Source organism: Pseudomonas sp. Arb-4-2C (genome assembly GCF_055755015.1).
Map to the genome: position 1 here is coordinate 1671105 of NZ_CM146899.1, position 23972 is coordinate 1695076.

Sequence of the window (23972 nt, forward strand, 5' to 3'; positions counted from 1 at the left end):
GCCTGCTCGCGAATGCGCGAAGCGCAGGTTTTATTTATCCAGGTCTTCCGCGCCCTGCAGCGGTTCATCACCCAGCAGCAGATCCTTGTCATGGCTGACCTGTTCTTCTTCGAACATGCGCCATACGTGGTCATCCTGAGTGCCCAGCAGCTCGACAAAGCGGCGCCCTTCAACCTTGTCGCCCAACTGGCCGATGTAGCGGCCGGTTTCGGTTTCGCTGCGGGTCAGGACGATCTTGCGATCCTTCTCCGGCTGGGTCGGCGAGATCAGGTTCAGCTCCAGGGTTTTCGGCTGGCTGTCGCCACTGAGGCGCAGGTCGACTTCGCCGGTGACGCTATCCAGGTGCACGTTGGCGCGCATCTTCAGGTTCTGCGCCAGCAGCTCGCGATCCAGTGAGCGGTTGATGCCCTTGCCGGCTTCGTAGTAGTTGTCGTTGACCAGGTTGTCCGGATTGTTCACCGCGATAGTCACCATGGACAGCGTCAGGGTCACCGAGCAGGCCAGAATCCCGATGATGATCCATGGCCAAAGGTGCTTGTACCAAGGACTTGCGGCGTTTGCTGCGGGCATGTTCAGTTCTCTCAACGGTTTTGTGGGCCGATGAATCGGCTCTTGGCTTCAACGTGGACGCTGTCATCGTCGGCATCCTTGAGGAGGAATTTCACCTCGTTGGTGCTCGACGGCAATTGTTCCGGTGCGCTCGACAATTCCACCGGCATGCTGAAGATTTCGCCGGCCGGGACCTTGATCTCGCGTTTGCCCTGCAAGCGCAGGTCTGGCAGGCCGGTGGCTTCCAGCACGTAGGTGTGGTCGCGCTGATCCTTGTTCATGATCTTCAGGCTGTAGACGTTTTCGATTCGGCCTTCGGCATTCTCGCGGTACAGCACGCGGTCCTTGCTGACGTCGAAGCCGACCAGTGAGCGCATGAAAAATGCGGTCACCAACAGACTGATCATCGCCAGCAGCACCACCGCATAGCCGATCAGGCGTGGCCGAAGTTTATGGGTTTTCTGGCCCGACAGGTTGTGTTCGGTGGTGTAGCTGATCAGCCCGCGCGGGTAGTCCATTTTGTCCATGATCGCGTCGCAGGCGTCGATGCACGCCGCGCAGCCGATGCACTCGATCTGCAGGCCATCACGGATGTCGATGCCGGTCGGACACACCTGGACGCACATGGTGCAGTCGATGCAGTCGCCCAGGCCCTGGGCCTTGTAGTCGACGCCTTTCTTGCGCGGGCCACGGCTTTCGCCGCGCCGCGGATCGTAGGAAACGATCAGGGTGTCCTTGTCGAACATCACGCTCTGGAAGCGTGCGTACGGGCACATGTAGATGCACACCTGTTCGCGCAGCCAGCCGGCGTTGCCGTAGGTGGCGAGGGTGAAGAAACCGACCCAGAAGTACGACCAGCCATCGGCCTGGCCGGTGAAGAACTCGAACACCAGTTCGCGGATCGGCGAGAAATAGCCAACGAACGTCATGCCGGTGACGAAACCGATCAGCAGCCACAGTGAATGCTTGGCGGCTTTACGCAGGAACTTGTTGGCGCTCATCGGCGCCTTGTCGAGTTTGATGCGCTGGTTGCGGTCGCCTTCGGTGACCTTTTCGCACCACATGAAAATCCATGTCCATACGCTTTGCGGACAGGTATAGCCGCACCAGACGCGGCCGGCGTACACGGTGATGAAGAACAGGCCGAACGCGGCGATGATCAGCAGGCCCGACAGCAGGATGAAGTCCTGCGGCCAGAAGGTTGCGCCGAAGATGAAGAATTTGCGTTCCGGCAAGTTCCACCATACCGCCTGATGGCCGCCCCAGTTCAGCCAGACCGTGCCGAAATACAACAGGAACAGGGCGGCGCCGCCCATCATCCGCAGATTGCGGAACAGGCCAGTGAAAGCGCGGGTGTAGATTTTTTCTCGAGAGGCGTAAAGGTCGACGCTGTTGTTGGCGTTCTTGCTGGGTGGTGTGACGTCGTGTACCGGAATCTGGTTGCTCATCATTGCATCCCACGGCAGTGGAAAAATGCCTCGGTCGATACGTGCCGACCGCGGTCAGAAAGAGGTGTTGCAGTGGCGCAATGATACGCCGGTCGCTCTGGCTCAAGGGTGCGACCTTTGGTCGCGTTGGGGAAAAAACGTGAATGGTGTAGCGAATGCAGCAAAGCCTGATGCAGGTCAATTGACTTGTTGAGTATGGACAGTTTTGGCGCGGTCGCTAATTCATTGTTCCCAGGGGTTGATCAGGGCAACGCCACTCGCCTGGAAATCACCGACATTGCGGGTGACGACCGTGAGCCCGTGCACCAACGCTGTGGCGGCGATCAACGCATCGCTTTGATTGGCCTGATCAGGCACATGCAGGCTGGCGCAGCGCAGTGCCACGGCGGCATCGACCGGCAGGATTCGCGCTTCGAAGGCCGGCATGACGTGGCGCGTCAGCCAGCTGCGCAGCAGTTTTCCCTGAGCGGGATCGCGCCGTTCCATTCGCAGTACCCCGGTTTCCAGTTCTTTCAAGGTGATGGCGGAAATGTACAGACGTGGGGCGATGACGCCTTTGGCCCAACTGACCACATTGGCATCGGCTTGCGGCTTGCGAAGTTCGGAAATCACATTGGTGTCGAGTAAATACATCAGGACAGATCCACAGGGCGATGGGTGATGACTGCACGCTCGGTTTCGAACTCGATGTCGGCAGCCTCTGGCATGACCAGCAAATCGACGATGTTTGCGTGAGCGCCGCTCAGTTTCTGAAATTCCTCGATGCTCAACAGTACATGAGAGGCCTTGCCACGGTCGGTGATGATCACAGGACCCAGACGCGCAGCCTTTTTGGCGCTGCTGGTGTCCTGATTGAATTCACGGCTGGAGATGGTGGTGATTGCCATCATGGTGGACCTCTCGCAATACAGATGTAGCAACGTTACTACTTCGCCTTGGGGGCGGCAATCGAGGAAGACAGGACTCAGCCGTCCGCTGGTCGGTCCGTGGCTGACATTAGTCGAGCCAGCCTCGCACAAGGCGCAGGCCGGCTCGGGTTGATTCAGACGTGGCTTCAAGACTCAGGGAAGTCTGCCGCCGCCCAAGCTGTCGAGACTGCCGGTATTTCTGTGGGGTTTTGTGGTTCTGTTGGGATTGGGTTGCAACGGGCTGCCGAGTGTCACGGCAATGGATTCCACGGGGTTTTCCGATGATTCGATTGGATGATCAGGTTCAGTAAGAGGCTGATCAACCGGGAGAGGGTTTTTGTCGTCATTCAACATAGCGGCTTCATCCTTGAAGTGGCTCCGATGTGGATCATCGGGCTGTGGAAGACCCTACAGAGCATCGTGAATCGAGTCCATCAGGCATGTGTCTCAAAGTATTAATTTCAAAGGAAATTTCAATATTCCAGAAATATCATTAGTTAATTGATGGGTTTTGTTTTCTGGTTTTTTTCGAATAGCTTAGTGGCTGTTCTGCAGCGTGTTAGTTGCATGTTCATGTTTTGAAAATTAACGGAATAATGGATTGTTATGAAAATCAAGGAAGTTAAAAAAATTTTCGCGTGTCTGTGCCTGTTGTCACTGTCTTCTCTCGCCAGTGCCAATGAAGGTGCTCCGCAGCACATGGTGTTCGCCTCGGATCCGCAATACCCGTGGACGGAAAAGTCGGACAGTGGTGAGGATGAATCGAGAGCGGATTTCGAAAAACGCGCGAAATGGCTGGTGGAAACCCAGTTCGCGAGCATTGCCCAGTTTCGCAGCGAGATGGGCGGGCAGGCCGCCGTGCCCTTGATGATCAACGGTGACATGACCGCGTTCGGCCATGGCTGGCAGCGCTCTTACATCGGTTCGATGCTGAAGAAACACTTTGGCGATCACGTGCTCTACGGATTGGGTAATCACGATTATCAGAACAACGTGAATGATTGTTTCAGTGAAAGTTGTGCAGCGGGCAGTATTGTTGATTACCGTGATCATCATGTTGATAAAGTCGATGAGTTCGATCTGGAAGTCACTGGTAGCTTTGTGAACAAACACTATCTGGGGAGTCTGGCTTATTCAAAAAATGTCGGTGAAGTGCATCTGGTGCAGTTGAACAATGAACCCACTTACGCAGTGAAAATTTCCCATGCCTTGAATCCGACCACATTCGATATCGGGGCGTCGCTGGACTGGCTGGAAAATGATTTGCGAACGGCGCGGGCGCAGGGCTACGCAATCATCATCAACATGCACAAGCCTTACGAGTGGAAAGGCAGTTGGGATCAGGAAAAGCGCTTCTTGAACATGATTGAGAAGTATCAGGTGACGGCGATCTTCGCCGGGCATTTCCATGCCGATGGCGGCATGAAGAGTTACAAGGGCGGGGTGCCGATGTTTCTCAGCGGTTCAGCGTCTCAGCAGACGTACCTGACCGCCAGTTTTTCCAAGGATCGCAAGCAATTGGAGGTGAGTCTGGTCGAGGACAATCAGTGGCGCAAACGTACGCCGGTGGCCACGGTGCCGGTGAAGTCGATCTGGGCCAGTCGTCCATGAAAAAGCCCCCGCCAGATCGCTGGCGGGGGCTTTTCCTTGCATCAGGCGTTGGCCTTACTGGGCCTCGGCTTCCGCTGGTTTATCACCGTGGGACAGGCTGTAAACATACGCTGCCAGCAGGTGCACCTTGTCGTTGCCTTGCAGTTGTTCCTGCGCAGGCATCTGGCCCTGACGGCCGTAACGGATGGTCTGCTGCAGTTGCGCGAAGCTCGAACCGTAGATGAATGCGGCCGGGTGGGTCAGGTTAGGCGCGCCCATGGCCGGGGTACCTTTGCCTTCCGGACCGTGGCAGGCCACGCAGTTGGCGGCGAACAGTTTCTGGCCGTTGGCAACGTCAGCCTTGGTGCCTTCCGGCAGCTTGCGGCCATCGAGGTTGCTCACCACGAATGCAGCCACGTCCGCCACGCCTTGTTCACCGATCACGTCGGCCCAGGCCGGCATCACCGCGTGACGACCGCCCATGATGGTGGTCTTGATGGTTTCCGGTTCGCCGCCCCAGCGCCAGTCGGCGTCGGTCAGGTTCGGGAAGCCATAGGCGCCCTTGGCGTCGGAGCCGTGGCAGACCGAGCAGTTGGAGGCGAACAGGCGGCCCCCCATCTTCAGTGCTTGCGGATCCTTGGCGACTTCTTCGATCGGCATGGCCGCGAACTTGGCGAAGATCGGACCGAACCTGGCGTCCGAGCGAGCCATTTCCTTTTCCCACTCGTGAACGCCGGTCCAGCCGGTCTTGCCGTTGGCGAACGCGGTCTGCTTGTCGTTATCGAGGTAGTTGTAGCCAGGCAGCAGGCCTTTCCAGTTGCCCAGGCCTGGGTACAGCACCAGATAGCCCAGCGCAAACACGATGGTGCCCACGAACAGCATGAACCACCATTTCGGCAGCGGGTTGTCGTACTCCTCGATTCCGTCGAAGGAGTGGCCCACGGTCTCTTCCGTCTGTTCACTGCGCTGGCCCTTGCGGGTCGACAGCAGCAGCCAGGTCAGGGCGAAGATCGTACCGAGACTGAGGACTGTGACGTACAGACTCCAGAATGTAGTCATTCTTTGTTACTCCTAGAAGCTTGCTCGACGTGCTTGATGGCTTCGGGATCATCCGCGAAAGGCAGCAAGGTCGCGTCTTCAAACTCCGACTTGCGCTTGGGGCTGAACACCCACAGCGCCAGACCGATGAAGGCCACCATCACGACAACGGTGCCCAGGCCACGAATCATCCCGATATCCATCTAGATCACCGTTTGCTTTTGATGATGGTGCCCAGGCCTTGCAGATAGGCCACCAGCGCGTCCATTTCGGTTTTACCCTTCACAGCGTCTTTTGCACCGGCAATGTCTTCGTCGGTGTAAGGGACGCCGAGCGTGCGCAACACTTCCATTTTCTTGGCCGTGTCTTTGCCGTCGAGCTTGTTTTCCACGAGGAACGGGTAAGCCGGCATTTTCGACTCAGGCACCACGTTGCGCGGGTTGTACAAGTGCGCACGGTGCCAGTCATCGGAGTAACGACCGCCGACACGGGCCAGGTCCGGACCGGTACGCTTGGAACCCCACAGGAACGGGTGATCCCAGACGCTTTCACCGGCGACCGAGTAGTGGCCGTAGCGTTCGGTTTCAGCACGGAACGGGCGGATCATCTGCGAGTGGCAGCCGACACAGCCGTTGGCGATGTAAATGTCGCGGCCTTCCAGTTCCAGCGCCGAACGCGGCTTCATGCCTTCGACCGGCTTGTTGGTGACGTCCTGGAAAAACAGCGGAACGATCTGGGTCAGGCCGCCAATACTGACGGCGATGACCATGAAGAAGGCCAGCAGGCCAATGTTCTTCTCGACAGCTTCATGCTTCATCAGTGAGCTCCAACGACAGCGATCTGGGCGGCGGCTTCGGCTTCAGCCGGGTTCGAGGCGCGCACGGTGCGCCAGACGTTGTAAGCCATCAGGAGCATGCCGCTGGCGAAGAATGCACCGCCCAGGGCACGGACGATGTAGCCCGGGTGGCTGGCTTGCAGCGCTTCGACGAACGAGTAGGTGAGGGTGCCGTCATCGTTGATCGCACGCCACATCAGGCCCTGGGTGATGCCGTTGACCCACATCGAGGCGATGTACAGCACGGTGCCGATGGTCGCGAGCCAGAAGTGCGCGTTGATCAGGCCGACGCTGTGCATCTGCGCACGACCGAACAGTTTCGGGATCATGTGGTAGATCGCGCCGATCGAGATCATCGCTACCCAACCGAGTGCGCCGGCGTGTACGTGGCCGATGGTCCAGTCGGTGTAGTGCGACAGCGAGTTGACGGTCTTGATTGCCATCATCGGACCTTCGAAGGTCGACATGCCGTAGAACGCCAGCGAGACCACGAGGAAACGCAGGATCGGGTCGGTGCGCAGCTTATGCCAGGCGCCCGACAGGGTCATCATGCCGTTGATCATGCCGCCCCAGCTTGGCGCCAGAAGGATGATCGACATCGCCATGCCCAGCGATTGTGCCCAATCCGGCAGTGCGGTGTAGTGCAGGTGGTGCGGGCCGGCCCAGATGTACAGGGTGATCAGCGCCCAGAAGTGCACGATCGACAGGCGATAGGAGTAGATCGGACGTTCGGCCTGTTTCGGTACGAAGTAGTACATCATCCCGAGGAAGCCGGTGGTCAGGAAGAAGCCCACGGCGTTGTGGCCGTACCACCACTGGATCATCGCGTCGGTCGCACCGGCGTAAGCCGAGTAGGACTTGAAGAAGCTGACCGGCAAGGAGGCGTGGTTGACGATGTGCAGCATCGCGGTAACGACGATGAACGCGCCGTAGAACCAGTTACCGACGTAGATGTGCTTGGTTTTGCGTTTGGTGATGGTGCCGAAGAACACCAGCCCGTAGGAGACCCAGACAATCGCCAGCAGAATGGCGAGCGGCCATTCCAGTTCCGCGTATTCCTTGGTGGTGGTGTAACCCAGCGGCAAGGTAATGATCGCGCCGACGATGACTGCTTGCCAGCCCCAGAAGGTGAAGGCCGCGAGGCTGTCGGAGATCAGTCGCGTCTGGCAGGTTCGCTGCACGACATAGTAGGAAGTGGCAAACAGTGCACAGCCACCAAAGGCAAAAATCACCAGGTTTGTGTGCAACGGGCGCAGGCGTCCAAAGCTCGTCCACGGCAGACCGAAGTTCAATTCCGGCCAGACCAGTTGCGAGGCGATGAAGACACCGAGCCCCATGCCAAGGATCCCCCAGACCACCGTCATGATGGCGAACTGGCGGACTACCTTATAGTTATAAGCAGTCGGACTGATTGCTGTGCTCATTCTAAGGTTCCACGGTTTGGGTGTTTTATTAGGATTAAAATCGGCCGCAAGTATGCAGAGAGCAGGGGGTCATTGCAACGCGCCATGACCTGGGTCAATGCTTTCCAACGCTGATTCTGCGGCCTTTCCATGCGCCGCGTAAGGACAAAATTGGCCTCGGACAAAATGTCGCAGCGGACGAAAAAAGCGAGGGGTTCAGGTCAGTTGTAACGAGGTGTGTTCGAACGCAGTGATCGGGTGACGGACGGTCATTGGCGCGACAGCCGGTATCTACCGGGCTTTGCGCTCTGTCAGTCAGGCGATTTGTCGAACACATCGCTCAAGGTCGACCTGGAACCGGCACGGGCCAGTCCGCATCGAGCAAGCGTAGACCCGAATCGGGGGATCCGAAAGGAGAGGGTACGAAGGGGTGCGACAATGCGTCGCAAAGGGGCTGGGTGCTGCCGCACCGAGAACGGTGCGGCAGAGGTGTACGCAATGCTTACTGTTTGTTGTCTTCAGTAATCAGTTTTTCTGTATTCAATCCGTGCGACAGGCTGTACACATAAGCCGCCAGCAATTGCACTTTGTCGTTGCCCAACAGCTCGTTCTGCGCCGGCATGTGGCCTTGGCGGCCATGGCGGATGGTCTGCTCGAGTTGGGTCAGGCTAGTGCCATAGATAAATCCGGCCGGGTGCGTCAGATTCGGCGCACCCATGGCTTCAGTGCCGTGGCCGGTTGCCCCATGACAGGCTACGCAAGTGGTGCTGAACGCTTGCTGTCCGGCTTGCAGGTCAGCCTTGCTGTCGGCAGGCAATGGCAGGCCGGCCAGTTCATGACGCACATACGCCGCGACGTTCTTCACCCCGGCTTCACCGAGCACTTCGCCCCAGGCCGGCATTGCCGCCATCCGGCCACCCATGATGGTGGTCTTGATGGTCTCGGCATCGCCGCCCCAACGCCAGTCCTTGTCAGCCAGGTTAGGGAAGCCGAAGGCGCCCTTGGCGTCGGAGCCGTGGCACACCGAGCAGTTTGAAGCGAACAGGCGGCCGCCCATTTTCAGCGCTTGCGGGTCTTTCGCCACTTCTTCCACCGGCATGGCGGCGAATTTGGCGAAGATCGGCCCGAACTTGGCGTCAGCCTTGCTCATTTCCTTTTCCCACTCGTGCACGCCCGTCCAGCCGTCCTCGTAACCCGGCAGAATGCCTTTCCAGTTGCCCAGGCCCGGATAGAGGATCAGATAGCCCACGGAAAACACCAGCGTGCCGGCGAACAGCATGAACCACCACTGCGGCAGCGGGTTGTCGTACTCCTCGATGCCGTCGAAGCTGTGGCCCATGGTCTGGTCGACGCTGCCCTTGGTCTCGCCCCGGCGGGTGCCGACCAGTAGCCAGGTCAGGCCGATCAGGCTGCCGATGGTCAGTACGCAGATCCACGTACTCCAGAAGGTGGTCATGGCCGGGTACTCCTTGTTTCAGTTGCAGGGGTTGGGTCGGGTTGCGGTTCGTCGGCAAACGGCAGCAGGCGCGCTTCGGCGAATTCCGGCGTGCGCTTGCGATTGAACACCCAGAGGGTCAGGCCGACGAAGGCCACGAACACCACGACCGTGCCGAGGCCGCGAATCAGCCCCGCGCTCATTTCTAAGGCCATCTCGATCACCTCTTGCTCTTGATCGCAGTGCCAAGCACTTGCAGGTAGGAGACGAGGGCGTCCATCTCGGTCTTGCCCTTGAGGCTGGCCACTGCGCCGCTGATGTCGTCGTCGGTGTACGGCACGCCCAGGGTGCGCATGACCTTGAGCTTGGTTTCGGTGTGGCTGCTGTCGACCGCTTGTGTGACCAGCCATGGGTAGGCTGGCATCTTCGATTCCGGTACGACGTTGCGTGGGTTGTACAAATGCGCGCGGTGCCAGTCATCCGAGTAACGCGCGCCGACCCGGGCCAGGTCCGGACCGGTACGTTTCGAGCCCCAGAGGAACGGGTGATCCCAGACGCTTTCACCGGCCACCGAATAGTGTCCGTAGCGTTCGGTTTCGGCGCGGAACGGGCGGATCATCTGCGAGTGGCAACCGACGCAGCCCTCGCGGATATAGATGTCACGGCCTTCCAGTTGCAGCGCGGTGTAGGGCTTCATGCCTTCCACCGGTTTGTTGGTGACGTCCTGGAAGAACAGCGGGACGATCTGGGTCAGGCCGCCGATGCTCACGGCGAACACCATCAGCAACATCAACAGGCCGACGTTCTTTTCAATCGTTTCGTGTTTCATGGCGGACTCCTCAGGCCATCTGCGCGGCAGCAACGACGTCAGCAGGCTGCGAGGCCCGCACGGTGCGCCAGGTGTTGTAAGCCATCAGGAACATGCCGCTGAGGAAGATCGCCCCACCAATCAGCCGCACGACGAAGCCTGGGTGGCTGGCCACCAGGGTTTCGACGAAGGAATAGGTCAGCGTGCCGTCCTCGTTCACTGCGCGCCACATCAGGCCCTGGGCGATGCCGTTGACCCACATCGAAGCGATGTAGAGCACGGTGCCGATGGTCGCGAGCCAGAAGTGCGCGTTGATCAGGCCGACGCTGTGCATCTGCTCTTTGCCGAAGATTTTCGGGATCATGTGGTACAGCGCGCCGATGGAAATCATCGCCACCCAGCCGAGTGCGCCGGCGTGTACGTGGCCAATGGTCCAGTCGGTGTAGTGGGAGAGGGCGTTGACCGTCTTGATCGCCATCATCGGACCTTCGAAGGTCAACATGCCGTAGAACGCCAGGGATACCACGAGGAAGCGCAGGATCGGGTCGCTGCGCAACTTATGCCAGGCGCCCGACAGGGTCATCATGCCGTTGATCATGCCGCCCCAGCTCGGGGCCAGCAGTACCAGCGACATCACCATGCCCAGCGACTGCGCCCAGTCCGGCAGCGCGGTGTAGTGCAAGTGGTGCGGGCCGGCCCAGATGTACAAAGTGATCAGTGCCCAGAAGTGCACGATCGACAGACGATACGAATACACCGGACGCTCGGCCTGTTTCGGCACGAAGTAGTACATCATCCCGAGGAAACCGGCAGTGAGGAAAAAGCCTACGGCGTTGTGGCCGTACCACCATTGCACCATCGCGTCGGTCGCACCGGCGTACACCGAGTACGACTTGGTGAAACTCACCGGCAACTCAAGGTTGTTGACGATGTGCAGGATCGCCACGGTGATGATGAACGCGCCGAAGAACCAGTTGCCCACATAAATGTGCTTGGTCTTGCGCTGCATGATCGTGCCGAAGAACACGATCGCGTAGGCGACCCAGACGATGGTGATCAGGATGTCGATCGGCCACTCAAGCTCCGCGTATTCCTTGGAACTGGTGTAGCCCAGCGGCAGGCTGATGGCTGCCAGTAGAATCACAAGCTGCCAGCCCCAGAAGCAGAACGCGGCGATTTTCGGCGCGAACAATTGCGTCTGGCAGGTGCGTTGCACCGAGTAGAACGAACTGGCGAACAGCGCACAGCCACCGAACGCGAAGATCACCGCGTTGGTGTGCAGCGGGCGCAGACGGCCGAAACTGGTCCAGGGCAAATTGAAGTTGAGTTCAGGCCAGACCAATTGGGCGGCGAGAAAAACCCCGAGCCCCATGCCGACGATGCCCCACACCACCGTCATAATGGCGAATTGGCGGACCACCTTGTAGTTGTAGGCGGTACTGATAGAAGTGTTCATGGTTCCCCATCCACGGTTCAGCCGAAGTGAGCGCGCGCAGAAAACGCCGCGAATCCTTCGCCTGGAGTTATAGGCAGACTAAAAGCGAGGCAAGCATGGACAAACAGCACAAGGCCAGTATTGACGGGGATCAATGGGCGCAGTGCGTGCGGGATCGTGGGTGGCTTTGGAATGCCGCTGATGGCGAGGCTGAGGCGACGTTGATCCTGGCGCATGGGGCAGGGGCGCCTATGGACAGTGACTGGATGAACGATATGGCTGGGCGCCTTGCGGGGCTTGGTATCAACGTGTTGCGGTTTGAGTTTCCTTATATGGCGCAGCGGCGGGTTGATGGGGTCAAGCGACCGCCGAATCCTGCGGGGAAATTGCAGGAGTGCTGGCGTGAGGTTTTCGCTGAAGTGCGACGTCATGTCGCTGGGGTTTTGGCGGTTGGCGGGAAGTCGATGGGGGGGCGGATAGCCAGTCTCTTGGCCGACGAGTTGGGCGCTGATGCGTTGGTTTGTCTGGGGTATCCGTTTTATGCGGTGGGGAAGCCGGAGAAGCCTCGGGTTGAGCATTTGGGTTCTTTGCGGACTCGGACGCTGATTGTTCAGGGGGAGCGGGATGCTCTTGGCAATCGGGACGCTGTCGGGGCTTACGATCTATCGCCGAGTATTGAGGTGTTTTGGTTGGCCGCTGGGGATCATGATTTGAAGCCGCTCAAGGTTTCCGGGTTTACGCATGAGCAGCATTTGGCTAGCACCGCGCAGAAGGTGGCTGCGTTTCTTCGTTGAGGTTTGGGTGTATATCCGTTGCTGCGGTTATGGCTGCTTAGGGTTTCGCCCTTACGGCGACTCACTTTTTTGACAAACGCCTCAAAAAAGTAAGCAAAAAAACGCTTGCTCCTACGTGCGGCCCGCTCGCTAAGGCTCGGGGTCCCTTCGCTCCGGGATTGATCCGGGCGCATCGCCTACGGTTTGCTTCGCTGCACCTCCTCTCGATGTGTTTGGCTTCGCCAAACGGTCGCTGCGCTCCCACCCCCGGATCAATCCCTCCACTCAGCCTTCCGACGTCGCCCGTGGATCAAGATCAAGAGCTGCAGCCGAGCTAACGCTCATCCTGTTGAGTGGGGCGGCTTTGCCGCGTGGGGGATACACAAATCAAAGCCGTAGGCCTTCGCCTGCTCGCGATGGCGGCCTAAGATCCGACCAATCTCCACCTGAGTCCACTCATTCCAACTGTGGGAGCTGGCCTGCCAGCGATGGCGGCCTACGAGCCGACCAATGCCCCACTGAGCACACCCATTCCCACTGTAGGAGTGAGCCTGCTCGCGATGGCGGCCTATGAGCCGACCAATCTCCACCTGAGTCCACTCATTACAACTGTGGGAGCTGGCCTGCCAGCGATGGCGGCCTACGAGCCGACCAATGCCCCACTGAGCACACCCATTCCCACTGTAGGAGTGAGCCTGCTCGCGATGGCGGCCTACGAGCCGACCAATCTCCACCTGAGTCCACCCAATCCAACTGTGGGAGCGGGCTTGCTCGCGAAAGTGGCGGCCCAGTCACCGCCCAAATCGAGGACAATTTCCGGCTCTTCATGCCCCGTTTACATTACACGAAGCGTTACGTGATAAGGGCTACAACACCTTGCGCCATTACCTACACGTACGCCAGAATCCGCCGGCTTACGCGGCTATGAAGTGGTTGTATCGTTTCCCTGTCACTGAAAAACAGTGATCGGGTTTGGTAGCCCGATTCGGTACCGCCGTATGGCGCCACCTTATTCAGCCTTATTTTTGCGGCTGCGTTTTATATGGTGGACATGCGTGGGGCTCATTCGTGAGCGCCGGGTTTCCGTATCGACCGGTCTACCAACCCGCGCATGGCCGCCACCCATCGTTTGGTAGCGAGGGTGATGGCTCTTATTTATTTCGATACGAGACTTCATCCATGTTCAAAATCACACCAAACCCACCGCACACAGATCCAATCCCCCACGCCCCCGCGCTTGATCCGCAAAAGGTCAAAGAGGCCACCGATCGCGCCCTCGACTATTACCTCAAACCCGAAGACCTGGGCGCTCCCCAAAACTCGTCCAGATTTCGCCCCGTCTATCTCGTCGACCCCACGCTGGATGACGAAACCCTGCTGGTCGAAGCGAGCGAGTCGCTTTCATACGCCCACGCCATGGCCGGCAACATCGCCAACTCGATCGGCGGCCCAGAGCGCAAACCGCTGCTGGCGCTGCAACAGCTGATCATGTTGAACGAGTTGCTGGTGAATCGACTGCTGGACAGGCTATGTTTACAGCAGTAATCGCTGGTAACCGCGTGTAACGCCAAATCAAAAATAAAAAACCGGATAGCTCTCACTATCCGGTTTTTTTGTTATCACCCACTCAATACATTTTCCGAGAACCGGCCAGCCAGTTAATCAAAAGTCGTCGAGGTCGGAATAGATGATTTTTCCCAAAACCCATGGCTCAACAATCTCGCAATGCACCGTGCGCAGAAATGAACCCCACTCACTCCGGTTATGGGCATCGGGGCCAGTGATTGTCAGCAAAAGGTATTCATCCCGGAAAGCATCGTAGGCGTAGATAAGCCAGAAGTCGTTGTCAGGATCGTCAATCAGGGCAGTTCGATAATACTGGCGGTCTATTTTCGCCCACCGCGACTGGTTCGCTTGGGTGCTGGCCAGGTGGATGTGGTGCATATCGCTGAGGTCGAGTCGTTCGTCTCGCCCGAAAAGAACGGGCAGTTCACCGCACACTTTGTAGTTATAAAAATGAGCGGCGAAGTTTTTGCAGTTGTTGATTTGTTCGAAAAGCGCAGAGATTTTGACTGCTGGCATCTATGGCTACTTTGTTATGGGTAGCTTGCCAGTGATCACATATTTATCGAACGCTTTCTGCCCATCACGCGCGGCTTGCCGGACATCAAGAAAAGTCAGTTCATCGCGAATGACTTTTTTAACCGGCTTGTCGATCTTTCTGGTGGTGGCCATCGGAGCCTCCAAAGGAGATGTATTCATACTGACCAGCTTAAGGGATTGGGTATCTACCGGCAAACGATAGAGCCCTCCCAAAAAACGCACCAGTCAGCGGATTCTGGCGTGTTTGTAGGGCATGACGCCCCAATGTGTAGTCACGCGTGAGCCACAATAAAAAACCCGGAAGCTCTCGCTATCCGGGTTTTTTGTATTGCAGAACAATCAGCGGTTAAACCGCTCCACCAACGAATACTGCGTATTAGCCGTCTTCGTCAGCTCTTCACTCAGCAACGCCGAGTTATGCGCCTGTTCCGAGGTCTGGTCCGCCAGTTCCGAAATATTGCTGATGTTGCGGCTGATTTCTTCAGCCACCGCACTTTGCTCTTCCGTCGCCGCAGCAATCTGCGTGGTCATGTCGGTGATGTTGGCCACTGCTTCGCTGATGCCGACCAACGCCTGATCCGCTTCCAGCACCCGCGCCACACCTTCTTCGGCCTGACGATGCCCGGCTTCCATGGTTTGCACGGCGCTTGACGCGGTCTGCTGCAACTTCGCGATCAAGGCATGGATCTGCCCGGTCGATTCGCTGGTGCGTTGCGCCAATTGGCGGACTTCGTCGGCTACCACGGCAAAACCACGGCCCATCTCGCCGGCACGCGCTGCTTCAATCGCAGCGTTCAGAGCCAGCAGGTTGGTCTGGTCAGCGATGCCTTTGATCACGTCGACCACGCCGCCGATTTCGTCGCTGTCCTTGGCCAGTTGGGTCACGGTCAGGCCGGTTTCACCCACGACCACGGACAGACGTTGAATGGCCTCGCGGGTTTCCCCGGCGATATCACGGCCACGACCGGTCAGGCGATTGGCTTCCTGCGTTGCATCAGCAGTGCGCTGCACGTGGCTGGCGACTTCTTGCGTTGTCGCGGCCATCTGGTTGACGGCGGTGGCGACCTGTTCGGTTTCCACGCGTTGACGCTCCAGGCCGCTGGAGCTGTTGTGCGCCAGCGCGTCGGATTGCTTGGCCTGATCGGTCAGGTGTTCGGCGGTGTCCTGCAGACGGGTCAGGCAGGTTTTCAGACGCGCTTCCTGGCTGAGGATCGACATTTCCAGACGCGCCTGCGCGCCACGGCTGTCGGTGTACATCTGCGCGATCAGCGGGTCTGAGGTGGTCTGCTCGGCCAGACGCAGCAGGCGCTTGAGCCCGCGTTGCTGCCATTGCAGGCCCATCAGGCCCAGCGGCACCGACAGACCGGCGGCGAGGGCGAAGCCCCAGTGCGAGTTCAGGGTCGCGCCGATCACGAAGCTCAGTTGGCTGACCAGAATGAACGGCAGCCAGTCCTGCAGCACCGGCAGCCATTTATCGCTGGAAGGGATCGCCGACTTGCCTTGGTTGATGCGTTGGTAGAGCGCTTCGGCTCGGCGGATCTGTTCGGCGGTGGGTTTGATCCGCACCGACTCGTAACCGACCACCTGATTGCCGTCGAACACCGGTGTTACATAGGCGTTAACCCAGTAATGGTCACCGGTCTTGCAGCGATTCTTGACAATGCCCATCCATGGCAAGCCTTGTTTCAGTGTGCCCCACATGTGCGAGAACACCGCAGCCGGGACGTCGGGGTGACGGACCAGGTTGTGCGGCGCACGGATCAGCTCTTCACGCGAAAACCCGCTGATCTCGACGAAAGCGTCGTTGCAGTAGGTGATCACGCCCTTGGCGTCGGTTGTGGAAATCAACCGCTGCTGAGCCGGGAAAGTCCGTTCGCGTTGTGTAATGGGCTGGTTATTACGCATGGTTTTTCAATCCGCAAGGCTTTGAAAGGTTGTCGGCGGTGACAGCTTTTTATTGAAATTTTTTTTCAATATTCAGCACGGCGTCGCAAAACGGCACTTGTCTCAGCCGGCGAGCATCGGATAAGTGAACAGGCCAAAATGCAGCAGATTCAGCCCAAAGTGCGTGGCAATCGCCGCGCCGAGGCCGCCAAAACGGTAGGCCAGACCATAGCCAACCCCCGCCAGACCCGCCAGCAGCACCCAGTGCCACCCGGCGCCAAAGTGCGCCAGGGCAAAGACCAGCGAAGCCAGCAGCAGGGCGAGGTTGTCGCCATGGGGCAAGTGCTTGAAGAGCCGGCTCAGGCCTCCCTGTATATAGCCGCGAAACAGTGCTTCCTCGACCAGTGTCACCAGCAGCAGATTGTTCAGCAGCCACAGCCATGCCTGATCGGGCCATTTCGGCGCCCAGGCAATCATCCCGAGCAATAGCGCGCCGCCCAGCGCGAGGATTGCGCTTAATGTCAGGGCGAAGACGCTGGCGTACGCCGCCTGACGCAGTGAGCGTGCCGCGACAATCCATGGGCAGGCCAGCAACAGCCAGAAGCCGATCAAGGGCTTGTCCAGATTCAGGTACATCACGAATGGCACGGCGTCGTCGGTGAACCGCAGCCGGGCAATGGCCCGACCGTTGTCGAACCCCGGTAACCAGTGCAGCGCCAGCGACAGGGCGAGGAAGATGAACACCGCATGCCCCAGCAGACGCGCCACCGGCACCTGCTGTTGGCGCACGGCAAAAGCGGTTATCAACAACAGACCCAAAGTAATCAGTGCGAGCCAGCCGAGGTGGCCAATACTCAGCGCCCATCCGTAACCGAGGCTGAGAAGTGCCAGATAGAGCCAAGGCAACGCCTTCATCGAAAGTCCTTGTGCAGAATTGGGTGGAAGGGCTTTCTACACGGACGCAGGCGTGGGGACAAGTAAAGGTGCGGCGGGATGCGGGGACAACACACAAAGCTGTGACCAGACGCAAAACTCATGGTGGGAGCGGGCTTGCTCGCGAATGCGGTGCGTCAGTTGACACATCCACTGGCTGTCACACCGCATTCGCGAGCAAGCCCGCTCCCACAGGGGATCTGTGTGTGAATGAGGCATCAGCGCAAGTTGAGTTTCGCCGCCGCGCGCTCGGTGATTTCCGTGCGCAGTTTCAACGATGGCGCTGCGCGCAGGCGGGCCTCCTCGACGATAGCGCGCGGCGCTGTCTGCGGGCTGCCCGACTCGAACGGCGGCGCCGGTGCATATTCCAGTTGCAGTTGAATCAACTGTGCGGCCTCGGTCCCCACCAGTTCTTCGGCCAGCACCAATGCAAAGTCGATCCCCGCCGTAATCCCTCCACCGGTAAACAGATTGCCGTCGCGCACCACCCGATCCTGCACTGCAATCGCGCCGAGTTTCGGCAACAGTTCGTGATAGGCCCAGTGCGTGGTGGCGCGTTTACCTTGCAGCAGACCCGCGGCGCCCAGCACCAGCGAACCGGTGCATACCGAGGTCACATACTGTGCCTGCGCCGCCTGGCGCTTGATGAAACTCAGCGTGCGCTCGTCCTCCATCAACGCGCCGACTCCCGCGCCGCCGGGCACGCAGATCACATCCAGGTCCGGACAGTCGTCGAAGCTGATGGTCGGTTTCAGCAGCAGGCCGGTGCTCGCGGTGACCGGCACCAGATCCTTCCAGATCAGGTGCATCTTTACGTCCGGCAGCGAGGCCAGCACGTCATAAGGGCCGGTCAGGTCCAGTTGCTGCACCTGTGGAAACAACAGAAAACCGATCTGCAACGTCATGGGGTATTTCTCCATTAAGGGGTGGACGGCTTCACTGTAGGCGCGTAGGTTCTGGCGTATACGCCAATAACCCCACCAATTACGCCAAAATGCCCAAAGCCATTCATGTACTCGCGTTTGCCAACATGCAAATCCTCGACGTCACCGGGCCATTGCAGGTGTTCGCCTCGGCCAACGACATTGCCCGTCAGCGCGGTTTGCCCGTGCCGTATGCGCCGTCGGTGATTGCCCGCGAGGGCGGGGCAGTGATGTCATCGGCTGGGTTGGCGGTGCTGGCCGAGCCGTTGCCGCAAGAGGCCAGCGATACCTTGATCATTGCCGGCGGCTGGGGCATTTACCCGGCGGCCGAAGATGTGGCGCTGGTGGACTGGGTGCGCGAACACGCCGCCACCTGCCGACGCGTGGCCTCGGTGTGTACGGGCGCTTTTCTGTTGGCGGCCAGCGGCTGGCTCGACGGCCGCCGCGTGGTTACCCACTGGACCCGCTGCGAGCAACTGGCGCAGCAGCATCCGAAGCTGCAGGTCGAAGCCAATCCGATCTTCATCAACGACGGCCCGGTCTGGACCTCGGCGGGTGTCACCGCCGGCATCGATCTGGCGCTGGCGATGGTCGAACAGGACCTCGGTCGCGACATCGCCCTCGACGTCGCCCGGCATCTGGTGGTGTTCCTCAAACGCCCCGGCGGGCAGTCACAGTTCAGCGTGACCCTGGCGCTGCAAAATCAGGGCAACCGTTTTGACGAGCTGCACGCCTGGATCGCCGAAAACCTCACCTGCGACCTCGGCGTGCCGACCTTGGCCGAACAGGCCGGCATGAGCGAGCGCAGCTTCGTGCGCCACTACCGCGCCGACACCGGCCAGACCCCGGCCCGCGCCATCGAACTGATCCGCGTCGAGACAGCGCGGCGCTTGCTCAGTGACACCGGGCTGCCGGTCAAACGCATCGCCGCCAATTGCGGGTTTGGCAGCGAGGAGACATTGCGCCGCAGTTTCCTGCGGGCGATTGGCGTGACGCCGCAGGCGTATCGGGAGCGGTTTTCGGTCAGTGCTGTTGCAGATCAAGCCTCGGCTTCCGCCACCTGATTGAAATACTTCGTCCGATCCGGGGTAAACGTCACCCGCATCTTCGTCCGCGAACAGGTCAGTGCGCGTTCTTCACCCAGATCAATATCCAGATCCTCGCCACGCAACCCTTGCCATTGCGCCAAATACTTCAGCGAGCCGTATTTCTCGTTTTTCTTCAGGCTGCGGCTCACACCACCTTTCCAGCCGAGCACCGGCAGTTCGCCTGCGAGGCATTGTTGTGCGAGGTCGGGAAAGCGGGCGGCGCGCTGGCGGCCGATTTCCCAGCATTTGATCAGGCCTTTGTCGGCGGCTTCCCAGAGTTGGGTGCGGGTCAGACCGGTGCGCAGGGGCGTGGCGATGGGACGGTGGACGTGCTGGGTCATTCTGGTTCCTTGAATTCGGGTTTTATTGGACAGCTCCGCTGTGCCCGTTGCGGTGGATGGTAGGGGGGGATGTAACCGCTGGCAACAAGGTATTTCAGGGTGTAATTGCAAGTTGCGGGGGGAAGGATTGGGTGGGATTTGTTTAATAGATGCGGGCATCCGATCACGCCATTTGTGGCGAGGGGATTCATGTCCGAACGGCTGCGCAGCCGTTGCAAAGCCCGGCAACGCGGTGTTGCCGGAGAAATCGGAAGGCCAGAAGCGGGGCCGCTTGGCAGCACGACGGGGATAAATCCCCTCGCTACAGGGGATCTGATTCTGTTTATTTCTGTGTAGGGATTAGCCAGTTAAAGAGCCGCGATGCGGCAGATTTCCTACACACGCTGACGAAATTACGGCTGCCACTCACTCTTTTCCCCACTCAAACGCCGGTCCAGAAAGCTTGCCGCACTGATCAGCGCCAGATGCGTCAGCGCCTGCGGTGTATTGCCCAGATGCCGGCCATGGCTGTCGAACTCTTCGGCGTACAGCCCCAGCGGGTTGGCATAGCGCAGCAGTTGTTCGAACTCCAGATGGGCCTTTTCAACCTGACCGGCGCGGGCCAGGCACTCGACGTACCAGAACGAACACGCCGCAAACGCGCCCTCGGTGCCGTCCAGGCCGTCAATGTTGCTGTCATCGTTGCGGTAGCGGTAAACCATGCCGTCGCGCACCAGGTGCTTTTCGATGGCTTGGAGGGTCGACAGCCAGCGCGGGTCCTTGGCGCTGACGAAACGCACCAGCGGCATCAACAGCATCGAGCCGTCGAGGGCGGTGCCGCCCTTGTACTGGACGAAATGCCCGTGCTCCTCGTTCCAGAAGTTGTCCCAGATGTCGGCGTAGATCGCCTGTCGGGTCTGGTCCCACTGGGCGAACGGTGCCGGCAGCGAGCGTTTCGAGGCCAGGCGAATAGCCCGGTCCAGCGCCACCCAGCACATCAGTCGCGAATGCAGGAAGTGATGCTGCTCACCGCGCATTTCCCAAATGCCTACGTCGGTGGTCTGCCAGGTCTCACACACTTGATCGACCACTTCACGCACATGTTTCCAGCCCTCGTGGGAAATCGCGTCGCCGTATTTGTTGACCAGATACACCGCGTCCATCAGCTCGCCGAAGATATCCAGCTGAATCTGCTCATACGCGCCGTTGCCGATGCGCACCGGTTGCGCGCCGCCGTGGCCGCACAAGTGCGAAAGCTCGGTTTCCGGCAACTCCTGGCGTCCGTCCACCGCATACAGAATGTTGAGCTTCATCGGCTGGCCACGGCAATCGCTGACCCGCCCGCGCAACCAGGTCATGTAGGCGTTGGCCTCACCGACAAAGCCCAGGCGCATGAACGCATAGACGGTAAACGAGGCGTCGCGGATCCAGGTATAGCGGTAGTCCCAATTGCGTTCGCCGCCGGGGGTTTCCGGCAAGCCGAAGGTGGCGGCGGCGAGGATTGCGCCGTGCTTGCGTGAGGTCAGCAGCTTCAGCGCCAGCGCCGAGCGATTGACCATTTCCCGCCAGCGCCCGCGATAGTTGGATTGGCCGATCCAGTCGCGCCAGAACTTCAGCGTGCGCTCCAGACACAGTTTGGCGGTGTCATTGCGAAAGCGTGGGTCATCGGCGCCACCCAGAATGAATTCGGCGGTTTGGTTCTGCTTCAAGCTGAACGAGGCGACGGCTGCTGCGTCATCGATGTGCAGCGCCTGATCCGCCACCAGACGCAGCGACGGCTGGCCTTGGGCGCTGAAAATCACCGCCTGCTGGTCCATCTGCGCAGTGGTACTGGCGCGTGCGTAGTCATGGCGCACCGCGCAGCGCATGTGAAAGGTCGCTTCGCCGCTGACCACTCGCACCCGACGCATGAGCATCGGCAGGTCATCCTCGCTGTCGCCCACCGGCAGCAGGTCGGTGATTTCCACCACGGCGTATTCGCTGAGCCAGCGGGTCTGCAGAACATTGGTGTCCGGCAGGTAGATCTGCTCGCGGCGGGCATCGGGCAGGTCCGGTGCGAGCTGGAATATCCCCGCGTCAGGCGTGTCCAGCAGCGAACAGAAAATCGACGGGCTGTCGAACTCCGGCCAGCAGAAAAAATCCACGCTGCCCTTGTCGTTGACCAGTGCCGCACTGCGCATGTCGCCGATGATGCCGTGGGCGTCGATCGGGCTTTGTCGTTCGAGATGATGCTCAGCCATTGCCGCGAAACTCCGGATAAAGACTCATGCCGCCGTCGATGAACAGGGTGGTGCCGACGATGTAGTCGGCGGCGTCGGAGGCAAGGAACACCACCGCGTTGGCCACGTCCTCGACATCGCCGATACGCCCATAGGGGATCAGCTCCAGCAGCTTTTCACCTGCCGCGCCTTCGGTGGCCTCTTTATTGATTGCTGTGCGAATCGCTCCCGGCGCGATGCCGTTGATGCGAATGCGCTGATGACTGACTTCCTGGGCCAGGGTCTGCATCAACTGATCGACGCCGCCCTTGGACGCGACATAGTTGACGTGTCCGGCCCACGGAATACGTTGATGCACCGAGCTCATGTGAATGATCTTGCCGGCCGCCCGGGACACGCCTTCGCGCACCCCTTGCCGATTGAAAATCCGCAGCGCGGCGCGGGCGCAGAGGAACTGGCCGGTGAGGTTGACGCCGATCACCGTGTTCCAGTCTTCCAGTGTCATGTCCACCGCTGCGGCGTCCTTTTGCAGGCCGGAATTGGCCACCAGAATATCCAGCGAACCAAAGGCTTCGAGGGTCTGGGCGAACAGCCGTTCGACCTCGTCTTCCCTCGACACATCCGCGCCAATCGCGATGGCCTGACCACCGTCGGCAACGATCTGTCGAGCCAGCGCTTCGGCCGGTTCGGCCTGACGGTTGTAATTGATGACGACTGCGGCGCCGGCTGCGGCCAGTGCTTTGGCGGCGGCGTGACCGATGCCGGAGCTGGCGCCGGTGATCAGGGCCACTTGTCGGGCGAGAGATATCTGCATGCGAAGTCGTGCCTTGAGTGAGGGCCTATCTAGCTGACTGGTCGCAAGCCTTGAGAGTTCATTCGACGGCGAGGTGCTGTGGTGAATTTGCCGGCCTCTTCGCCAGCAGGCTCCTTCCCACGGCTGGCATGCATCGCCCCTGTGGGAGCGGGCTTGCTCGCGAAGTGGCCTTCACATTCCACCAACAATTGCGCGCTTCCCCGCCACCCGACCCTATGGCAAGTTGGCGGCCCTTGATGAGGCTGCAACCCATGGCAAATCCCTACCGCGAACTGTTCACCGCCCCCGGTGCGCGAAATTTTGTACTGGCCGGGATGATCGCGCGCATGCCGATTTCCATGACCGGCATCGGCGTGATCACCATGCTCTCGCAACTCAAGGGCGGCTACGCGCTGGCGGGTGCGGTGGCGGCGACGTTTGCCCTGGCCACGGCGTTTTGCGCGCCGCAGGTGTCGCGTCTGGTCGACCGCTTCGGTCAGGGCAAGGTGCTGCCGCTGTCGGCGTTGATCGGTGGCGGGGCGCTGCTGATGTTGTTGCTGTGCACGCGCTTGCAGGCACCGACCTGGACGCTGTTCATCTTCGCCGCACTGGCCGGCTGCATGCCGAGCATGTCGGCGATGGTGCGGGCGCGCTGGACTGAAATCTATCGCGGTCAGCCGCAATTGCAGACCGCCTATGCGCTGGAGTCGGTGCTTGATGAAGTCTGTTTCATTGTCGGCCCGCCGCTGTCGGTGGGGTTGTGCGTGGTGGCGTTTCCCGAGGCCGGGCCGTTGGCGGCGCTATTGGCGCTGGCGGTCGGGGTGACGGCGTTTGTCGCCCAGCGCAGTACCGAACCGGCGGTACACCCGCAGGCGTTGCAGCATCAAGGTTCGATTATTGGTTCGACCGATATTCAATGGCTGTTGGCGTTAATGATCGCCATGGGCGTCATTGTCGGCGTGATTGATGTGGTCAGCGTCGCGTTCGCCCAGCAACAGGGGCAGCCGGCGGCGGCGAGTATTGTCCTGTCGGTGTACGCCATTGGCTCTTGCCTGGCCGGTATCGCCTTCGGTGCGATGCGCTCGAAACTGCCGTTGCCGCGTCTGTTTCTGTATGGCGGCATCGCGACCGCCGTGACCACGCTGCCGCTGTTGCTGGCGAGCAATATTTTCGGGTTGTCGCTGGCGGTGTTCGTCGCGGGGTTGTTCTTTTCGCCGACGCTGATTGTCGCCATGGCGCTGGTCGAACGTATCGTGCCACCGGCCAAGCTCACCGAAGGGCTGACCTGGCTGGTGACCGGTCTGAGTATCGGTGTGGCGCTGGGAGCGGCGGGCGCCGGCGCACTGGTAGATGCTTTTGATGCGCGCAGCGGGTTCTGGCTGGCGATTGTCGCCGGGGCGGTGGTGCTGGGCGCGGCGGTGCAGAGTTTCCGCCATCTGAAATGAGTCATGCCGAGGCGCAGGGCTAATTTGCGCCAGGTTGTCTTC

At 59.7% G+C, this 23972-nt stretch carries 25 protein-coding genes; 5 read left to right on the forward strand and 20 right to left on the reverse strand.

Going from position 1 to position 23972, the window contains the following annotated elements:
- Positions 1–30 precede the first annotated feature (30 nt).
- From AC0J41_RS07685 to AC0J41_RS07700, 4 genes are all read right to left on the reverse strand, one after another.
- Complete coding sequence (locus tag AC0J41_RS07685) at positions 31–570, reverse strand: FixH family protein (protein ID WP_025110361.1); 540 nt, start codon at positions 568–570, stop codon at positions 31–33.
- Positions 571–581: 11 nt separating this feature from the next.
- On the reverse strand, positions 582–1997 hold the full coding sequence (gene ccoG / locus AC0J41_RS07690) for a cytochrome c oxidase accessory protein CcoG (protein ID WP_025110362.1): 1416 nt from the start codon (positions 1995–1997) through the stop codon (positions 582–584).
- 222 nt (positions 1998–2219) lie between these two features.
- Entirely contained in the window at positions 2220–2630 is a 411-nt protein-coding gene (locus AC0J41_RS07695; protein ID WP_473015049.1) for a PIN domain-containing protein, read from the reverse strand.
- Positions 2630–2884 carry a type II toxin-antitoxin system Phd/YefM family antitoxin gene (locus AC0J41_RS07700; RefSeq protein ID WP_025110364.1) on the reverse strand — a complete coding sequence of 85 codons (255 nt, stop codon included), beginning with the start codon at positions 2882–2884 and terminating at the stop codon, positions 2630–2632. The genes AC0J41_RS07695 and AC0J41_RS07700 overlap by 1 nt, the downstream gene beginning before the upstream one ends.
- 627 nt (positions 2885–3511) lie before the next feature.
- Between AC0J41_RS07700 and AC0J41_RS07705 the strand changes: the two genes are divergently transcribed.
- Complete coding sequence (locus AC0J41_RS07705) at positions 3512–4516, forward strand: metallophosphoesterase family protein (RefSeq protein WP_473015050.1); 1005 nt, start codon at positions 3512–3514, stop codon at positions 4514–4516.
- 54 nt (positions 4517–4570) lie between these two features.
- Here the strand turns inward: AC0J41_RS07705 and ccoP (AC0J41_RS07710) are convergent, their stop codons facing one another.
- The 8 genes from ccoP (AC0J41_RS07710) to ccoN (AC0J41_RS07745) form a co-directional block, all read right to left on the reverse strand.
- Positions 4571–5554 carry a cytochrome-c oxidase, cbb3-type subunit III gene (gene ccoP, locus AC0J41_RS07710; protein ID WP_025110366.1) on the reverse strand — a complete coding sequence of 328 codons (984 nt, stop codon included), beginning with the start codon at positions 5552–5554 and terminating at the stop codon, positions 4571–4573.
- Entirely contained in the window at positions 5551–5736 is a 186-nt protein-coding gene (locus AC0J41_RS07715; protein ID WP_003175465.1) for a CcoQ/FixQ family Cbb3-type cytochrome c oxidase assembly chaperone, read from the reverse strand. Before AC0J41_RS07715 ends, ccoP (AC0J41_RS07710) begins: the two co-directional genes overlap by 4 nt.
- 5 nt (positions 5737–5741) lie before the next feature.
- Entirely contained in the window at positions 5742–6350 is a 609-nt protein-coding gene (gene ccoO, locus AC0J41_RS07720) for a cytochrome-c oxidase, cbb3-type subunit II (RefSeq protein WP_025110367.1), read from the reverse strand.
- Positions 6350–7792 (reverse strand): cytochrome-c oxidase, cbb3-type subunit I, encoded by a 1443-nt coding sequence (gene ccoN, locus AC0J41_RS07725; protein ID WP_003223381.1) that lies wholly within the window; start codon positions 7790–7792, stop codon positions 6350–6352. The genes ccoO (AC0J41_RS07720) and ccoN (AC0J41_RS07725) overlap by 1 nt, the downstream gene beginning before the upstream one ends.
- Positions 7793–8273: 481 nt before the next feature.
- Complete coding sequence (gene ccoP, locus AC0J41_RS07730; protein WP_473015052.1) at positions 8274–9227, reverse strand: cytochrome-c oxidase, cbb3-type subunit III; 954 nt, start codon at positions 9225–9227, stop codon at positions 8274–8276.
- Complete coding sequence (locus AC0J41_RS07735) at positions 9224–9421, reverse strand: cbb3-type cytochrome oxidase subunit 3 (protein WP_248741074.1); 198 nt, start codon at positions 9419–9421, stop codon at positions 9224–9226. Before AC0J41_RS07735 ends, ccoP (AC0J41_RS07730) begins: the two co-directional genes overlap by 4 nt.
- Positions 9422–9426: 5 nt before the next feature.
- Positions 9427–10035: a cytochrome-c oxidase, cbb3-type subunit II gene (ccoO, locus tag AC0J41_RS07740; RefSeq protein ID WP_008082031.1), complete on the reverse strand. Its 609-nt coding sequence runs from the start codon at positions 10033–10035 to the stop codon at positions 9427–9429.
- Positions 10036–10045: 10 nt separating this feature from the next.
- A complete protein-coding gene (gene ccoN, locus AC0J41_RS07745; RefSeq protein WP_473015053.1) occupies positions 10046–11470 on the reverse strand; it encodes a cytochrome-c oxidase, cbb3-type subunit I in 1425 nt (474 codons plus the stop codon).
- Positions 11471–11565: 95 nt separating this feature from the next.
- Here ccoN (AC0J41_RS07745) and AC0J41_RS07750 point away from each other — a divergent pair, with 95 nt between their 5' ends.
- Positions 11566–12243: an alpha/beta family hydrolase gene (locus AC0J41_RS07750; protein ID WP_473015054.1), complete on the forward strand. Its 678-nt coding sequence runs from the start codon at positions 11566–11568 to the stop codon at positions 12241–12243.
- 1158 nt (positions 12244–13401) lie between these two features.
- Positions 13402–13767 carry a DUF6124 family protein gene (locus tag AC0J41_RS07755; RefSeq protein WP_473015055.1) on the forward strand — a complete coding sequence of 122 codons (366 nt, stop codon included), beginning with the start codon at positions 13402–13404 and terminating at the stop codon, positions 13765–13767.
- A gap of 117 nt (positions 13768–13884) precedes the next feature.
- Here AC0J41_RS07755 and AC0J41_RS07760 read toward each other — a convergent pair whose 3' ends face one another.
- The 5 genes from AC0J41_RS07760 to inhA all read right to left on the reverse strand — a co-directional run bounded on the left by AC0J41_RS07760 (position 13885) and on the right by inhA (position 18047).
- The gene (locus AC0J41_RS07760; RefSeq protein ID WP_473015056.1) at positions 13885–14304 is read right to left on the reverse strand and encodes a type II toxin-antitoxin system YafO family toxin; all 420 of its coding nucleotides are present in this window, start codon (positions 14302–14304) and stop codon (positions 13885–13887) included.
- Between the two features lie 6 nt (positions 14305–14310).
- Entirely contained in the window at positions 14311–14457 is a 147-nt protein-coding gene (locus tag AC0J41_RS07765; RefSeq protein WP_165369536.1) for a hypothetical protein, read from the reverse strand.
- A 207-nt stretch (positions 14458–14664) separates the two neighbouring features.
- Positions 14665–16230: a methyl-accepting chemotaxis protein gene (locus AC0J41_RS07770; RefSeq protein WP_025110374.1), complete on the reverse strand. Its 1566-nt coding sequence runs from the start codon at positions 16228–16230 to the stop codon at positions 14665–14667.
- Between the two features lie 102 nt (positions 16231–16332).
- Positions 16333–17124, reverse strand: a complete 792-nt coding sequence (locus AC0J41_RS07775; RefSeq protein WP_473015057.1) for a lysostaphin resistance A-like protein — start codon at positions 17122–17124, stop codon at positions 16333–16335.
- A 236-nt stretch (positions 17125–17360) separates the two neighbouring features.
- Complete coding sequence (inhA, locus tag AC0J41_RS07780; RefSeq protein ID WP_473015058.1) at positions 17361–18047, reverse strand: isonitrile hydratase; 687 nt, start codon at positions 18045–18047, stop codon at positions 17361–17363.
- 89 nt (positions 18048–18136) lie between these two features.
- Here inhA and AC0J41_RS07785 point away from each other — a divergent pair, with 89 nt between their 5' ends.
- Positions 18137–19129, forward strand: coding sequence for a GlxA family transcriptional regulator (locus tag AC0J41_RS07785; RefSeq protein WP_473015059.1), 993 nt, complete (start codon positions 18137–18139; stop codon positions 19127–19129).
- Here AC0J41_RS07785 and AC0J41_RS07790 read toward each other — a convergent pair.
- The 3 genes from AC0J41_RS07790 to AC0J41_RS07800 form a co-directional block, all read right to left on the reverse strand.
- Complete coding sequence (locus AC0J41_RS07790) at positions 19105–19494, reverse strand: hypothetical protein (RefSeq protein ID WP_473015061.1); 390 nt, start codon at positions 19492–19494, stop codon at positions 19105–19107. The genes AC0J41_RS07785 and AC0J41_RS07790 overlap by 25 nt on opposite strands.
- Positions 19495–19886: 392 nt before the next feature.
- Positions 19887–21713 (reverse strand): glycoside hydrolase family 15 protein, encoded by a 1827-nt coding sequence (locus AC0J41_RS07795; protein ID WP_473015062.1) that lies wholly within the window; start codon positions 21711–21713, stop codon positions 19887–19889.
- A complete protein-coding gene (locus AC0J41_RS07800) occupies positions 21706–22506 on the reverse strand; it encodes a glucose 1-dehydrogenase (RefSeq protein ID WP_473015063.1) in 801 nt (266 codons plus the stop codon). The genes AC0J41_RS07795 and AC0J41_RS07800 overlap by 8 nt, the downstream gene beginning before the upstream one ends.
- Before the next feature lie 251 nt (positions 22507–22757).
- Here AC0J41_RS07800 and AC0J41_RS07805 point away from each other — a divergent pair, with 251 nt between their 5' ends.
- Positions 22758–23930 carry an MFS transporter gene (locus AC0J41_RS07805; RefSeq protein WP_473015065.1) on the forward strand — a complete coding sequence of 391 codons (1173 nt, stop codon included), beginning with the start codon at positions 22758–22760 and terminating at the stop codon, positions 23928–23930.
- Positions 23931–23972: the final 42 nt, after the last annotated feature.

Bases quoted from the DNA above. Each gene is read 5' to 3' on its own strand.
- AC0J41_RS07685 (WP_025110361.1), bottom strand. From the start codon at position 570: ATGCCCGCAGCAAACGCCGCAAGTCCTTGGTACAAGCACCTTTGGCCA.
- ccoG (WP_025110362.1), bottom strand. From the start codon at position 1,997: ATGAGCAACCAGATTCCGGTACACGACGTCACACCACCCAGCAAGAAC.
- AC0J41_RS07695 (WP_473015049.1), bottom strand. From the start codon at position 2,630: ATGTATTTACTCGACACCAATGTGATTTCCGAACTTCGCAAGCCGCAA.
- AC0J41_RS07700 (WP_025110364.1), bottom strand. From the start codon at position 2,884: ATGGCAATCACCACCATCTCCAGCCGTGAATTCAATCAGGACACCAGC.
- AC0J41_RS07705 (WP_473015050.1), top strand. From the start codon at position 3,512: ATGAAAATCAAGGAAGTTAAAAAAATTTTCGCGTGTCTGTGCCTGTTG.
- ccoP (WP_025110366.1), bottom strand. From the start codon at position 5,554: ATGACTACATTCTGGAGTCTGTACGTCACAGTCCTCAGTCTCGGTACG.
- AC0J41_RS07715 (WP_003175465.1), bottom strand. From the start codon at position 5,736: ATGGATATCGGGATGATTCGTGGCCTGGGCACCGTTGTCGTGATGGTG.
- ccoO (WP_025110367.1), bottom strand. From the start codon at position 6,350: ATGAAGCATGAAGCTGTCGAGAAGAACATTGGCCTGCTGGCCTTCTTC.
- ccoN (WP_003223381.1), bottom strand. From the start codon at position 7,792: ATGAGCACAGCAATCAGTCCGACTGCTTATAACTATAAGGTAGTCCGC.
- ccoP (WP_473015052.1), bottom strand. From the start codon at position 9,227: ATGACCACCTTCTGGAGTACGTGGATCTGCGTACTGACCATCGGCAGC.
- AC0J41_RS07735 (WP_248741074.1), bottom strand. From the start codon at position 9,421: ATGGCCTTAGAAATGAGCGCGGGGCTGATTCGCGGCCTCGGCACGGTC.
- ccoO (WP_008082031.1), bottom strand. From the start codon at position 10,035: ATGAAACACGAAACGATTGAAAAGAACGTCGGCCTGTTGATGTTGCTG.
- ccoN (WP_473015053.1), bottom strand. From the start codon at position 11,470: ATGAACACTTCTATCAGTACCGCCTACAACTACAAGGTGGTCCGCCAA.
- AC0J41_RS07750 (WP_473015054.1), top strand. From the start codon at position 11,566: ATGGACAAACAGCACAAGGCCAGTATTGACGGGGATCAATGGGCGCAG.
- AC0J41_RS07755 (WP_473015055.1), top strand. From the start codon at position 13,402: ATGTTCAAAATCACACCAAACCCACCGCACACAGATCCAATCCCCCAC.
- AC0J41_RS07760 (WP_473015056.1), bottom strand. From the start codon at position 14,304: ATGCCAGCAGTCAAAATCTCTGCGCTTTTCGAACAAATCAACAACTGC.
- AC0J41_RS07765 (WP_165369536.1), bottom strand. From the start codon at position 14,457: ATGGCCACCACCAGAAAGATCGACAAGCCGGTTAAAAAAGTCATTCGC.
- AC0J41_RS07770 (WP_025110374.1), bottom strand. From the start codon at position 16,230: ATGCGTAATAACCAGCCCATTACACAACGCGAACGGACTTTCCCGGCT.
- AC0J41_RS07775 (WP_473015057.1), bottom strand. From the start codon at position 17,124: ATGAAGGCGTTGCCTTGGCTCTATCTGGCACTTCTCAGCCTCGGTTAC.
- inhA (WP_473015058.1), bottom strand. From the start codon at position 18,047: ATGACGTTGCAGATCGGTTTTCTGTTGTTTCCACAGGTGCAGCAACTG.
- AC0J41_RS07785 (WP_473015059.1), top strand. From the start codon at position 18,137: ATGCCCAAAGCCATTCATGTACTCGCGTTTGCCAACATGCAAATCCTC.
- AC0J41_RS07790 (WP_473015061.1), bottom strand. From the start codon at position 19,494: ATGACCCAGCACGTCCACCGTCCCATCGCCACGCCCCTGCGCACCGGT.
- AC0J41_RS07795 (WP_473015062.1), bottom strand. From the start codon at position 21,713: ATGGCTGAGCATCATCTCGAACGACAAAGCCCGATCGACGCCCACGGC.
- AC0J41_RS07800 (WP_473015063.1), bottom strand. From the start codon at position 22,506: ATGCAGATATCTCTCGCCCGACAAGTGGCCCTGATCACCGGCGCCAGC.
- AC0J41_RS07805 (WP_473015065.1), top strand. From the start codon at position 22,758: ATGGCAAATCCCTACCGCGAACTGTTCACCGCCCCCGGTGCGCGAAAT.